The following is a 12,953-nucleotide window of genomic DNA, read 5'->3' as shown; positions in this document are numbered from 1 at the left end:
GACAGAAGATGGCTATTCCAACACTCGAGCAGAAGCTGACCTGGCTTAAGCCGGCACCGGCGAGTTCGCGCGAACTCGAACTGGCGGCACAGATTGATCCGGCGCAGTTTGAAATCGGCTTTCAGCGTACCAACGACATCCTCGACGAAGGCATGGATGTGTTCGTCCGCTCCTGCCGCTGCGCGATGGGCGTTGCCGGCGACTCGCTGGTCGCGATCATGACTGCCGACGGCGACATTGTGAATGGTTCCTGCGGTACCTACCTGCACGCAGTCATTCCGCCACTGATCATCAAGTACATCCTCGCCACCTATGGCGATGAAATTCGTGATGGTGACCTGTGGTTCGCCAACGACGCAGTCTATGGCGGGGTACATAACCCCGACCAGATGGTGTGCATGCCTGTGTACTATCAAGGCAAGTTGATCGCCTGGACGGCGGCGCTGGTGCATACCACCGAGACTGGCGCCATCGAGCCCGGCGGCATGCCGGTGTCGGCGACGACGCGTTTCGAAGAAGGAATGAACCTGCCGCCGATGCGCATCGGCGATAACTTCAAGCTTCGCGAAGACGTGGTGACGATGTTCACCGCCTTCGGCCTTCGCGCGCCCTCGATGATCGCAGTCGATCTGAAGGCCCGTTGCACCACTACCGACCGCGTCCGCACGCGCATTATCGAACTGTGTGAGCGCGAAGGTGCGGACTATGTGACCGGACTGTTCCGCAAGATGCTGCAGGTGTCGGAAGCGGGCGCGAAGGAACTGATCGAGCAGTGGCCCGACGGCAAGTACCGCTGCGTGACTTTCAGCGACGCAGTCGGTCTGAAGCAGGGTCTCGTGCGCTCATGCTATATGACGATCGAAAAGAAAGGCGACCGCATGCTGGTCGACCTGTCGGAAACCGGTCCCGAGACGCCGTCGCCGTACAACGCCCACCCGCAGGCGGCGATCGCCCACTTCTCGAATTACATCTACGAGTATCTGTTTCATGACCTGCCGATCAGCAACGGCACGTTCGCCAATATCGATTTCAAATTCGGCGAGCGCACCTGTCTGAGTCCGGATCCGCGCGCGGCAACATCGTGCTCGGTCATGATATCCACCGGCGTCATGAGTGCGGTGCACAACTCCTGCGCCAAAGCGATGTTCTCGACCTCGTTGTGGAAGCAGTCAGGGGCTTCCATGGGCAATGGCGGTAATGCACTGGTTCTGGCTGGGCAAAACCAGTGGGGAGCACCGTTTGCCGACATGCTCGCCTACTCGATCAACACCGAGGGGCAAGGCGCGCGTCCGACCGAGGACGGCATGGATGCGTTCGGCTTCCCGTGGTGCGTGTTCGGCCGCGCGCCCAACACGGAATCGGTGGAGAACGAGTTTCCCTTGCTGGTGCCACTTTCCAATCACTGGAAGGACTCTTGCGGCCATGGAAAGTACCGTGGCGGCGTCGGCACGGCGCAGGTGTGGGTCGCTCACCATGTACCCAATCTCTACATGATGGCGATCGCCGACAACACGAAGCTGCAAACGCCGCAGCCGTTGTTTGGTGGTTATGCACCATGCACAGTTCCTGGCATCGGCATCCGCAAAGCCAACATCAAGGAATTGATGGCGGAGGGTAACGACAAGATCAAACTGGACGTCGAGACCCTGTTGGCTGAGCGGACGATCGAAGGCGACTACGAAATCGAGTTTCAGGGGCGTTCGGTAAGGCCATACGACAATGGTGATGTCGTCACCTTCGCCTTCTCCTGCGGAGGGACCGGCTATGGTGATCCGCTTGACCGCGACCCCAAGTCGGTCGAAGTCGACCTGATCAAGGGCGTCCTCACCGCGGACACCGCCCGACAAATCTACAAAGTGGATTGGGATGAGGTGCAGCGCCGGGTCAATCTCGATGGCACGGCGCGCCTGCGTGCCGAGGAGCACAGCGCACGTCGTAAGCGCGGCGTGTCCTATGACAAGTTTGAGCCGGAATGGCTCAAGCAGAAGCCGGCGGACGAGATCCTCAAGTATTACGGCTCTTGGCCCGACGCGAAAGTCATCCAGCCGCTGCTGCGCGCATAGGACAAGTGCGACATGGATGCCGCTGGAGCAACCTGGCGACGGCGCATGCAGGAACTCGCCCGCGGTGCGGGCAAGCCCCATGCTCCGCTGTTTGCCCCGCTGATTCTGGGCAGCGCCGCCCAGATTGAGGCGATCTCGGTCACCGACATGGTCCGTGACGGCACGCGTCTGCGCAAGAACCTCACGGAACTCAGGCGCATGCTGAAGCTCGACGCGCTGATCTGTGCGGTGCCGTCGTGCATGGAAGTTGAAGCCGTCGGTGTCGACGTGTCGCAGGATGTCTGGCCGCCGCGGGTATCGGGTGCAGGGCGTGTGGCCGTTGCCGGCGACATTGATGTCGGGCGGTTAAGGGCCAGCCCGAGGATCGCCGCCTCGCTCGACGCGGTGCGCCAGATCGCCGCCACGGATGCCAGCGAACCGGTGATCGCCGCAGCGCTGACCGGACCGGCCTCGTTGGTGTCCCAATTGCGCGCTGCGGGCATCGAGGCGAACGACGAGTCGGCCTATGACTTTGCCGGTCGACTGCTTGCTGCGCTGGCAAGCATGTATGCCGAGGCCGGGGTGAATCTCCTTGCGTGGCACGAAGCGGAGCGACCGGGGGATGGCCAGGAGGATTTCTGGAAAGCCGCCCTCGCCACCGCAGGCAATGTCGCGCGCTTCCACCGCGTCCCGCCACTGCTGGTGCTCCCCGCCGCCGGATTGCCGGGTGTCTGGCCGGGGCAAGCCGTGCCGTGCCCGGCAATCGGGCATCCGCCGCTGCCGCCGGCGCGGATTCATGGACGAACCTGGCTTTGCGATCCGGCGTCGTGGCCCGTCCTGTCGGGGGAACCGGCGCCCGAGCGAGTAATTACGACGGAATGCGAAGTTCCACCGGAAACGGAAATCGCAGTGCTCAAGGCGCACGTCGAGCACGTGCGTGCTCAGTAAATTGGGAGGAGAAGTCATGCACACCGAACTTGTCGCCGAGCGCCGCCATACGGGGACGCGCGAATACTGGAATGAAGCATTGGAAACGATGCCGTGGAAGGAAGTCGAGCGCTGGCAATCAGAGCAAATCGGCAACATGTTGTTGCCACTCCGCGAGCGCTCGGGGCTTTATCGGACGCTGCATGCTGATCTGAGTGCGGATTTGAAAGTCCGCTCCCTGGCCGATCTAAGCAAGCTGCCGTTCACGATGAAAGATGCCATTCGGAATGCTCAGGATCAGGCGAGCGATACCGAGCCCTTCGGTGGAAATCAGTCGGCTCCGCTCGTTGACATCGTACAGGCGGTGTCGTCGTCGGGTACTACCGGCCGGCCGCTCTACTATGCCTTGACGCAACGGGACATGGAGGTGTGGTCGGATGCTATCGCCAACAACTTCTTCACCGCAGGGGTGCGCAAATCGGATGTTGTCGCGCACCTGGTCGGTTTGCCGATGGTGGCCGGCGGCCTTCCTTATGCCGACGGATTTCGCCGCATTGGCGCGACGTTATGCTGGCTCGGAGGCTTTCCAACCGACCGCATCCTGCGGGAAATGCGGCGCCTCCGCACCTCGGCGCTGCTTGCGACGACGTCATTCGGCCTTTACCTCACCGAGCAGTGGGATGCGGTCGGTCGTGAAACAGGTGTGCCGTCAGCCCTGCGGAAGGTTCTGTGCGGCGGTGAGCCTGGCCTGAATCAGCCGGAAATCCGCGACCGGATCATGCGCGGCTTGGGTATATCGCAACTGCGCGAAGTGATGGGACTGGGAGACGTCATTTCCGGAATGTGGGGGGAGTGCGAGGAGCACGATGGCATGCACTTCAATGCGCAGAAACATGTCGCGATTGAGCTGATCGAACCAGATACCGGCGACCTTGTTCCTTGGGAGGCGGGAGCAACCGGGGAAATCGTCTATACCACCTTTGCGCGGGATGCGACCCCTCTGGTCCGATATCGCTCCCGCGACCACGCGCTCGTGATCGGCACCGAATGCGCTTGCGGACGTACGAGCCCGCGAATCCGTTGCATCGGACGCACCGACGACATGCTGATCTACAAGGGCATGAACGTGTTTCCGACCGCGATCCGGGATTTGGTCACCGAGCGCTTCGCCGGCGAAATCGAGCCGATGTTGCGTATCTGGAAGGAGCGCGCCGACCAGGTCCGCTTCGACGATCCGATCCCGGTTGACGTTGAGGCGCACCCGTCGATGGATGCCGGCATCTACCCGGGCTTGGCCGAGGCCATCGTCCAATGCGTCCGCACGCAATTGCAGGTCCGCATTGCGGTCACGGTGCTGGCACCAGGCAGCCTGCCCCGCAGCGTCTACAAGAACTCACTGCTCGCGATTCGTGGCGCTGCTTGAGCCAAACGGGCGCTAGCGCGTTGCCGCGCACCGTGGTCGAACAATCGAGATGATCATGACACAGCAACTGAACCAGGAATGAACATGCCAAACAGCCGAATCGTTGTCACGTTGTTGCTGGCCATGCTGCTCGGCGCGTGCACCGAAGCGCAGGACTTGCGCACGACGGACGCTGAGCGAGCCAAACCCATCAAACGTTACGACATTTCCCAATCGCTGGCAGCGAATGGAACAGTAGTGGTGGCGGGGACGCAAAGCGGCGCGGTGGTGGTGTCAGCGGACCAGGGCAAGACGTGGTCGCGGGAAGTTCTTGGCCCGGTCTCAATGATCGGGCTCGCGGCATGCCCGGATGGCAGCTTTGTCGGCATCGACTTCAACCACAAGGTCTGGAGCGCGGATGCGCGAGGCACAGGGTGGAAGAGCATCGCCCTCGAGAAGCCGCGGATTCCGCTCACGATCATTTGCGATGCGAAAGCGCAATGGCATATTGGCGGGTCGCGCGCCATCATCGCCAAAAGCGCCGATCGAGGCGCGAGTTGGCAAGTCACCGACATGGGAGAGGACGCGCAAATCACTGCGTTAGACATGGTCGACGCTCAAGTTGGGATTGCCTTGGGCGAATTCGGTCTCGTCGCCGCTACTGAAGACGGCGGCGCCACATGGAAGAAGGGCGCGCGCATTGGCGGCGAGTTCTACCCATACAGCACAGTCTTCATGAACCGCAAGGAAGGCTACGCCAGCGGTATTGCCGGAACTATCTTGCGTACCCAAGACGGCGGAAATACCTGGAACAAGATCGAGAACGCCGCGCAAGCGCCTCTGTACCGGTTATTCCTGCATGAAGGCAAACCTTACGGCGTCGGCGGCGGCGGTATCGTCGCCCGGCTGGAAGGCAACGCGTTCCAGCCAATGCCCTACCCGGACGTCGCGCCGGTGTTTCTCGGTGCTGGCGCGGCGCTGCCCGGACAAGCCGCCATAGCCATCGGTGGGCCGGGCGGACTCGTCCGCGTCATCAGCACCCAAGTCAACTGAAGGAAGATACCCATGGTCAGCAGTCCGCATGCCCTGCGCCACAAGATCACTCATGTCCTCAAACAGGGTGAGGAATGGTTGTTTGCTAACCCCAAGATCGTCCTGAGCCTCATCTTCACTGTCACCATTCTGTTCGCCCTGTGCCTGCCCTATGGTCAAACAGTTACTCGGAATAGCGTGCAAGCGGATTGACGTCGACCATGGACTGGCAGGCGCGCAGCCAGAACTATCGGCAACGTTTGCTGCGATGGCTCACCTGACATTTGATTCTGTTGATGCCTTCCAAACCGCTTTCGGACCAAACGCCGAAGCGATCATGAGAGACCTTCCAATGTTTACCAACATTAATCCCACAATTCAGATCAGCGATGCAGTTATATAGCCAGGTGTTGTAGTAGGTCCAGGACTGCGGTTGGCGCCGGGTAACCTGGCAGTGTGACTTGTCTCTGCGCTGGCCCCGGTCGCTTGTACAGCCACCGGGCCAAGTACCTCCGGCCATCATCGCCAAGATGATGCAAGCATTCTTTGCTGCATGCACGGCGTTGATGTTGACGCTGTACCAGAACGGCGGTGACCGCATCCATAACGGTCTCGTTGGCACGAAGATCCAGGGGGTACTTTGCGCAGCAGGCGACCAGCGGGACGATAGGGCGTCGTCGCGAGACGTGCGTGAATTTACCGGCACGCGCCCGGGTGGTGCGATCGCCCCTCCCCCGGGCCGCAGCCGTAGTCGACCGGGCTCCGGGCTGGTAACGCGACGGCGGCCTATGCTACGAAATCGCCGGTTGCTGTCACTGGTTTGCCAGACAATTCTCGAAACCCACGGCGCACTTCACGCGAACCGCATCGGCTCACGACAAGCGAGGAGGCGAACTTCGTGTTATGGCCTGCAATGGACGGATCGACAACGTCTATCGCGATTGGCTGAATCCCGCGGAATCGACTCGCCAAACTGTCACCTGGGTCCGCGCTGGCGCTGAGTATATCAAGCAGGCTGCAAGCACATCGAGACTGCGCGGCAAATTTGTTCCTTCCGACCTATTGAGTGGTGCGCCGCAATACGGGTAGTTCTTTAGCTCTTAGGTGTCCATTGCCAATTTTCCGGCTTCGCAATTCGACATAGAGTCGGAACCGTACTTGGATTGGCAAGCGCGGACTGCGCGATCAACAGGAAGGGGCCTTGATATGACTCGAGACAAAACGATTTCTGTGGAACCCGAAACTACCGTCGTACCCGACAAACACCGGCGCGATTTTTTGAAGCGCAGCGGGGCGGGTGTGCTTTCCCTGTCGTTGTCGTCGCTGGCCAGTGGGCTGGCGCCTGGTTTCGTGAAGGATGCGAACGCCGGTACAGCATCGCCGAAGTATGCGAGTTGGGAAGACATCTATCGAAAAGAGTGGAAATGGGACAAGGTCACCTGGGGTTCCCATTTGAATGTTTGCTGGCCACAGGGGTCGTGCAAGTTCTACGTATACGTCCGAAATGGAATTGTTTGGCGCGAGGAGCAGGCGGCCAAGACGGCGGCATGCAGCGTCGATTATGTCGATTACAATCCATTGGGTTGCCAAAAGGGTTCCGCGTTCAACAACAACCTATACGGCGACGAGCGCGTCAAATACCCGCTTATGCGCGTGGGCAAGCGTGGCGAAGGCAAATGGAAGCGGGTTTCCTGGGACGAAGCGACGACCGCGATTGCCGATTCCATTATAGACAGCTTCGAAGAACAGAAAACTTCGGACGGGTTCATTCTGGATGCACCGCACGTGCATGCGGGTTCGATTGCCTGGGGCGCCGGCTTCCGGATGACCTATCTGATGGATGGCGTTTCGCCGGACATCAACGTCGATATCGGCGACACCTACATGGGGGCGTTTCATACGTTCGGCAAGATGCATATGGGCTATTCTGCCGATAACCTCCTGGACTCCGAACTGATTTTCATGACGTGCAGCAACTGGTCGTATACCTATCCGTCCAGTTATCACTTCATGACCGAGGCGCGCTACAAGGGCGCCGAGGTAGTCGTGGTTGCGCCCGACTTCAACCCGACGACCCCTGCCGCCGATCTCCATGTCCCGGTCCGGGTCGGTGGCGACGCCGCTTTCTGGCTTGGCGTTTCCCAGGTAATGGTCGAGGAGAAATTGATCAATCGCCAGTTCGTCAGCGAGCAGACCGACATGCCCTTGTTGGTGCGGATGGACACGGGGAAATTCTTGAGCGCCGCGGACATTGATGGCGGCGACGAGAAGCAGTTCTACTTCTTCGACGAGAAATCGAAAGCCTTGCACAAGGCGAACCGTGGCACGCTGAAGCTGGATATTGTGCCTGCCCTTGAGGGGGCGTCTACTGTCAAGCTGAAAAATGGAACGTCCGTTCAGGTCAGAACTGTTTTCGAGGCGCTCAAGGAGCACTTGAAGGAATATACGCCCGAGCAGGCGAGTGCGAAGAGTGGCGTTCCCGCATCCTTGATCCGGGAAATCGGTCGCAAGGTCGCCAAGAAACGCACGAGTAGTTACATCGGCTTCTCTTCGGCGAAGAGCTACCACGGCGACCTGATGGAGCGGAGCCTGCTCCTGGCGATGGCGCTCAGTGGAAATTGGGGCAAGCCGGGCACGGGTTTCTTTGCGTGGTCATATGCCGATGACAACATGCTGTTCTTGGGCGTGATGAACAAGCCCGTGGCGGAAGGCGGCATGGATGAACTGCATCACATGGCCGAAGACTTCCACAAGCGCACCATCGCGGCAGATTCCACAGCCACAGACGAGATGAGCAACATCGAATTCATCAAGGCAGTGACTGCTGCGGTGGGTCTGGTGCCACCGGCGATGTGGCTGTATTACCACGTCGGTTACGACCAATTGTGGAACAACCAGGCATGGTCAGATCCGGCGTTGAAGAAGTCCTATGGCGGATATTTGGACGAGGCGATCAAGAAAGGGTGGTGGACTAAAGATCATATTCGCCCCGCGCCCGACAAGACGCCGCACGTCTACATGCTGCTTTCCCAGAATCCGATGCGGCGCAAGCGCAGTGGCGCCAAGATGTTCCCGGAAGTCCTGTTTCCCAAGCTCAAGATGATCTTTGCCTTGGAAACCCGCATGTCTTCGTCGGCGATGTACGCGGATATCGTGCTGCCCTGTGCGTGGTATTACGAGAAGCACGAAATGACTACGCCATGCAGCGGCAATCCCTTCTTTACGTTTGTCGATCGCGCCGTGCCACCACCGGGCGAATGCCGCGAGGAGTGGGACGGAATCGCGTTGATCCTGAAAAAGATGGGCGAGCGCGCCAAGGCAAGGGGGCTTGTTGAGTACACCGACCATAACGGGAAAAAACGCAAGTATGGCGAACTGTATGACAAATTCACCATGAACGGTCGCCTCCTTACCAACGACGATTGCATGAAGGAGATGGTGGAGATCAACAAGGCGGTCGGCGTGTTCGCCAAGGACTATAGCTACGAAAAATTCAAGAAAGATGGCCAGACCCGGTTTCTGAGCTTTGGCGCAGGCGCTTCGAAATATGCGCAGGGCAACGAGATCGACGTGACCAAGCCGATTTATCCGCTGCGTTGGCATGTGGAGGACAAGAAGGTATTCCCGACGCACACGCGGCGCGCACAGTTCTACCTGGATCACGACTGGTATCTTGAGGCGGGCGAAGGGCTGCCGACGCACAAAGATACGCCAATGGTGGGTGGCGATCATCCTTTCAAGATTACGGGGGGACACCCGCGCGTGAGCATCCATTCCACTCACCTTACGAACTCCCACCTGTCTCGGCTACATCGCGGACAACCGGTCGTCCACATGAATGCCAAGGATGCTGCAGAGCTCGGCATCAAGGACGGAGAGATGGCTAAGTTGTTCAACGATTTCGCGGATTGCGAAATCATGGTCCGCACGGCACCAAATGTTCAGCCGAAGCAGTGCATCGTGTATTTCTGGGATGCCCACCAATACAAGGACTGGAAGCCCTATGACATCCTGCTCATTGGAATGCCCAAGCCCCTTCACCTGGCAGGCGGCTACGAACAGTTCCGTTACTACTTCATGAACGGAAGTCCAGCGCCAGTAACGGACCGTGGCGTACGGGTGAGCATCAAAAAGGCATAGTGCCTCTGGGATCAGTCGTTGGAGACGAACATGACTTACGTGCAAGACGGTAACAAGAGTGAACTGAGAAAGGCGAAGCGGCAACTCGCCACGGTGATTGACCTGAACAAGTGCATGGGGTGTCAGACATGCACCGTCGCTTGCAAGAATCTTTGGACCAAGCGGCCGGGAACAGAACACATGCGCTGGAATAATGTGACGACCTATCCCGGCAAGGGGTACCCGCGCGACTATGAGAAGAAGGGGGGCGGCTTCCAAAAGGGCCAGCCGCAACCGGGAAAGCTGCCAACGATGATTGATTCTGGAGATGATTTCCAGTTCAACCACAACGAGGTGTTTTACGAGGGAAAAGGGCAGACAGTTCGATTTCACCCGACCAGCAAGGCGACCGGCAAGGACCCCGACTGGGGGTACAACTGGGACGAGGATCAGGGCGGTGGAAAGTGGCCAAATCCTTTCTTCTTCTATCTGGCGAGAATGTGCAACCACTGCACGAATCCGGCATGCCTTGCCGCTTGCCCGACCGGAGCAATCTACAAACGCGAAGACAACGGTGTCGTTCTTGTTGACCAAGAGCGCTGCAAGGGGCATCGCCATTGCGTCGAGGCTTGTCCCTACAAGGCAATCTATTTCAATCCGGTATCGCAGACGAGCGAGAAGTGCATTTTGTGCTATCCCCGGCTCGAGAAGGGGATCGCGAATGCGTGTAACCGGCAATGTCCCGGTCGGGTCCGCGCCTTCGGCTATCTCGATGACAAGGACAGTCAAGTCTACAAGCTGGTTCGAAAATGGAAGGTTGCCTTGCCGCTTCATGCTGAATACGGAACAGGCCCAAATATCTACTATGTGCCGCCGATGGGTGCGCGCGGCTTCGGGCAGGATGGTGAAATTACTGACGAGACCCGCATCCCGCTCGATGTCCTCGAAGGGCTGTTCGGGTTGGAGGTAAAGCGCGTGTTGGGGGTGTTGCACGCGGAGAGGGCAAACATGAAAGCTGGCCGTGGATCCGAATTGATGGACATCTTGATTAGCAAGACGTGGACCGATCGGTTCGGGGGGTTCACCAATGACCCGCTGACTCAGTCCTAACGGTACCGGGGAAAGAGATGAAAGCGAAACGAATTGAGGGTAGTAACGACGCGCTGCTTGATCTGGACGCGGCAATTTGGTCAGGTGCTGAAAATGCGGCGTTCGAGATGTTTCCCACACCTCTGGCAATCGTGCAGGAGGTTTCCCCTTTCCTGGCACTGAGTGAAGGCCACGGGGTGATAAGGCGTTTGGAGGTCGCGGCACTGCACAACGGAAGCATGCTTGCGCTTCGTCTTAAGTGGGCGTCGGATAAGCACGACAAGGTGGCTGATCTGGATTCCTTTGTCGATGGTGTCGGCGTACTTTTTCCTGTGGCACGAGGTGCGACCGCAGTCACGATGGGCGCGAAGGGCAAGCCGGTAAATGCGTGGTACTGGAAGGCGAATGCGAAAGAGCCAATGGAGATTGTTGCCGAAGGGTTTTCTGCGGTTCGTCGCTTGAAAGACAATGCGGGCAGCGACCTCAAGGCTGTTGCCCAGCATCGGAACGGAGAATGGAACGTGATCCTTCGCCGGTCATTGACGAGCGGCGAAGGATTCGCCACGCTTCAGGCCGGCGGCAGTTCGAAGATTGCATTTGCCGTCTGGAGCGGTGGGAATGCCGAGCGGTCGGGACGAAAGTCCTTTTCCGGCGATTTTGTTGATTTCGATATTCGGAAATGAGGGCCGTCAAATGAACAGCGATCTTGATGTTGAACTCTCGTCGCACAACCGAATCACGGCCGCTCGGTCGCAATTTTACAAGATATTGAGTCGGGTTTTCGCCTATCCGCCGGACGGCTTGCAGCAGGATTTCTTGATTGAAACCAGGCGTCAGTTACGTGAGGCGGCGGACGAACTTCCATTCCCGGTTCCCGCAATCGAATCCATCGCGCAGTTTGATGCGTCGCAGGGGGCGGATGCCGAGAACTTCGCGGTGATGTACAGCGGTATTTTCGACAATTGCTCGGGGCGGCCAGCCGTGTCATTGCACGAAAAGGACTATTCCAAGAAAGACACCAAGTACGTCTGGGAAGAACTGATTCGATTCTATGAGCATTTTGGGTTGAACTACGACCTCGGTAGATGCAAGGAATGGCCCGATCACGTTGGCATTCAACTTGAATTTCTGCATTACCTGACATTCCTGGAGGCTGGGGCGCCTGAGGACGTGGCAGACATTTACGTGGCGGCCGAAGGCGACTTTCTGGAAAAACATGTTGCCGACTGGGTTCCGAAGTTTAGCGAGAAACTTCGCTCAATGGCGGAAGACACCCCTTACGGGTCCTTGGCCCAGGTTCTCGCACAGTTTGTCGAGGGAGATACGGAATTTAACCGACGTCGTCGGACCATTCAGTAGCTGAGATGCCACGTTTGAACTTTGGCAGTAACCGATGAGGCCGGGATCAAGACCTCGGCTTCATGATTCGACGGCTGGTGCATTGGGGTTTGCTGCATGGGTGCGCCATGCAGCGACCAACCAAGCGATTCAAACAGAGTCAAAATATTTGCCGCGTGCGGCCAATCATTAGGAGGATGTCCCATGACCAAGAAACTGAAAGACAAGATTGCGGTCATCACGGGTGGCGCTAACGGCATAGGCCAGGCGATTGCTGAACGGTTTGCGAGTGAAGGCGCAGATATTGTGATTGCTGATCTGGCGCTGGCCCCGCAGACCGAGGCGGCAGTCAAGGAGTATGGTCGGCGTGTGCTCACGGTCAAATGTGATGTCTCGAAGCCGGATGATGTCGAGGCATTCGGCCAGAAGGTGATATCGACCTTCGGTCGCTGCGACATCCTTGTCAATAATGCCGGCATCTATCCGCTCATCCCGTTCGACGACCTCACCTTCGAACAGTGGAAAAAGACATTCGAAATCAACGTCGATTCCGGGTTTCTGATGGCAAAAGCCTTCGTGCCGGGAATGAAGAAGGCGGGATGGGGGCGTATCATCAATCTGACCTCGACAACGTATTGGCTGAAGATCGAGGCGTACACCCACTACATCAGCACCAAAGCAGCAAACATTGGTTTCACACGTGCGCTAGCCTCGGAGCTTGGGAAGCATGGCATCACTGTCAATGCCATCGCGCCCAGCCTTGTTCGCACAGCAACGACCGAAGCTTCGCCGTTGTCGGAAATGTTCGATGTGCTACCGAATATGCTTCAGGCGATTCCGCGTCTTCAGGTGCCGCAGGACCTGACGGGTACAGCGACCTTTCTTGCCTCCGACGATGCCAGCTTTATTACCGGCCAGACGATTGCCGTTGACGGCGGCATGGTAAGGCACTAAGAGGCGGCCGTGAAATTCGCGCACGCTTTTCTCCGCGCCCGGCATTTGTG

11 protein-coding genes are annotated in these 12,953 nt (G+C 58.4%); all 11 read left to right on the top strand.

The window, feature by feature from the left end:
- Window positions 1–8: 8 nt before the first annotated feature.
- The 11 genes from pbN1_RS00055 to pbN1_RS00005 all read left to right on the top strand — a co-directional run bounded on the left by pbN1_RS00055 (window position 9) and on the right by pbN1_RS00005 (window position 12,903).
- Window positions 9–2,063, top strand: a complete 2,055-nt coding sequence (locus pbN1_RS00055) for a hydantoinase B/oxoprolinase family protein (RefSeq protein WP_169203721.1) — start codon at window positions 9–11, stop codon at window positions 2,061–2,063.
- Between the two features lie 45 nt (window positions 2,064–2,108).
- Complete coding sequence (apcE, locus tag pbN1_RS00050) at window positions 2,109–2,990, top strand: acetophenone carboxylase subunit epsilon (RefSeq protein WP_169203722.1); 882 nt, start codon at window positions 2,109–2,111, stop codon at window positions 2,988–2,990.
- A gap of 16 nt (window positions 2,991–3,006) precedes the next feature.
- A complete protein-coding gene (gene bal / locus pbN1_RS00045; RefSeq protein ID WP_169203723.1) occupies window positions 3,007–4,392 on the top strand; it encodes a benzoylacetate-CoA ligase Bal in 1,386 nt (461 codons plus the stop codon).
- 78 nt (window positions 4,393–4,470) lie between these two features.
- A complete protein-coding gene (locus tag pbN1_RS00040) occupies window positions 4,471–5,424 on the top strand; it encodes a YCF48-related protein (RefSeq protein WP_169203724.1) in 954 nt (317 codons plus the stop codon).
- 12 nt (window positions 5,425–5,436) lie between these two features.
- On the top strand, window positions 5,437–5,616 hold the full coding sequence (locus pbN1_RS00035; protein WP_169203713.1) for a hypothetical protein: 180 nt from the start codon (window positions 5,437–5,439) through the stop codon (window positions 5,614–5,616).
- Entirely contained in the window at window positions 5,576–5,806 is a 231-nt protein-coding gene (locus tag pbN1_RS21080) for an EthD family reductase (RefSeq protein WP_169203725.1), read from the top strand. Before pbN1_RS00035 ends, pbN1_RS21080 begins: the two co-directional genes overlap by 41 nt.
- A gap of 803 nt (window positions 5,807–6,609) precedes the next feature.
- Window positions 6,610–9,543, top strand: a complete 2,934-nt coding sequence (gene ebdA / locus pbN1_RS00025; protein WP_169203726.1) for an ethylbenzene dehydrogenase subunit alpha — start codon at window positions 6,610–6,612, stop codon at window positions 9,541–9,543.
- Between the two features lie 30 nt (window positions 9,544–9,573).
- A complete protein-coding gene (ebdB, locus tag pbN1_RS00020) occupies window positions 9,574–10,632 on the top strand; it encodes an ethylbenzene dehydrogenase subunit beta (RefSeq protein ID WP_169203727.1) in 1,059 nt (352 codons plus the stop codon).
- A gap of 17 nt (window positions 10,633–10,649) precedes the next feature.
- The gene (gene ebdC / locus pbN1_RS00015) at window positions 10,650–11,294 is read left to right on the top strand and encodes an ethylbenzene dehydrogenase subunit gamma (RefSeq protein ID WP_169203728.1); all 645 of its coding nucleotides are present in this window, start codon (window positions 10,650–10,652) and stop codon (window positions 11,292–11,294) included.
- 10 nt (window positions 11,295–11,304) lie between these two features.
- Window positions 11,305–11,970 carry an ethylbenzene dehydrogenase subunit delta gene (ebdD, locus tag pbN1_RS00010; protein ID WP_169203729.1) on the top strand — a complete coding sequence of 222 codons (666 nt, stop codon included), beginning with the start codon at window positions 11,305–11,307 and terminating at the stop codon, window positions 11,968–11,970.
- 183 nt (window positions 11,971–12,153) lie between these two features.
- Window positions 12,154–12,903, top strand: coding sequence for an SDR family NAD(P)-dependent oxidoreductase (locus tag pbN1_RS00005; protein ID WP_169203730.1), 750 nt, complete (start codon window positions 12,154–12,156; stop codon window positions 12,901–12,903).
- Window positions 12,904–12,953 lie beyond the last annotated feature (50 nt).

Origin of the sequence: Aromatoleum bremense (assembly GCF_017894365.1) — a bacterium.
GTDB lineage: Bacteria > Pseudomonadota > Gammaproteobacteria > Burkholderiales > Rhodocyclaceae > Aromatoleum > Aromatoleum bremense.
Note: the sequence above shows the minus strand (reverse complement) of the source record. Positions and strands in the feature narration are given on the sequence as shown.

Excerpts from the sequence above, each read along its gene's own strand:
- pbN1_RS00055 (WP_169203721.1), top strand. The coding sequence starts at position 9 with ATGGCTATTCCAACACTCGAGCAGAAGCTGACCTGGCTTAAGCCGGCA.
- apcE (WP_169203722.1), top strand. The coding sequence starts at position 2,109 with ATGCAGGAACTCGCCCGCGGTGCGGGCAAGCCCCATGCTCCGCTGTTT.
- bal (WP_169203723.1), top strand. The coding sequence starts at position 3,007 with ATGCACACCGAACTTGTCGCCGAGCGCCGCCATACGGGGACGCGCGAA.
- pbN1_RS00040 (WP_169203724.1), top strand. The coding sequence starts at position 4,471 with ATGAACATGCCAAACAGCCGAATCGTTGTCACGTTGTTGCTGGCCATG.
- pbN1_RS00035 (WP_169203713.1), top strand. The coding sequence starts at position 5,437 with ATGGTCAGCAGTCCGCATGCCCTGCGCCACAAGATCACTCATGTCCTC.
- pbN1_RS21080 (WP_169203725.1), top strand. The coding sequence starts at position 5,576 with ATGGTCAAACAGTTACTCGGAATAGCGTGCAAGCGGATTGACGTCGAC.
- ebdA (WP_169203726.1), top strand. The coding sequence starts at position 6,610 with ATGACTCGAGACAAAACGATTTCTGTGGAACCCGAAACTACCGTCGTA.
- ebdB (WP_169203727.1), top strand. The coding sequence starts at position 9,574 with ATGACTTACGTGCAAGACGGTAACAAGAGTGAACTGAGAAAGGCGAAG.
- ebdC (WP_169203728.1), top strand. The coding sequence starts at position 10,650 with ATGAAAGCGAAACGAATTGAGGGTAGTAACGACGCGCTGCTTGATCTG.
- ebdD (WP_169203729.1), top strand. The coding sequence starts at position 11,305 with ATGAACAGCGATCTTGATGTTGAACTCTCGTCGCACAACCGAATCACG.
- pbN1_RS00005 (WP_169203730.1), top strand. The coding sequence starts at position 12,154 with ATGACCAAGAAACTGAAAGACAAGATTGCGGTCATCACGGGTGGCGCT.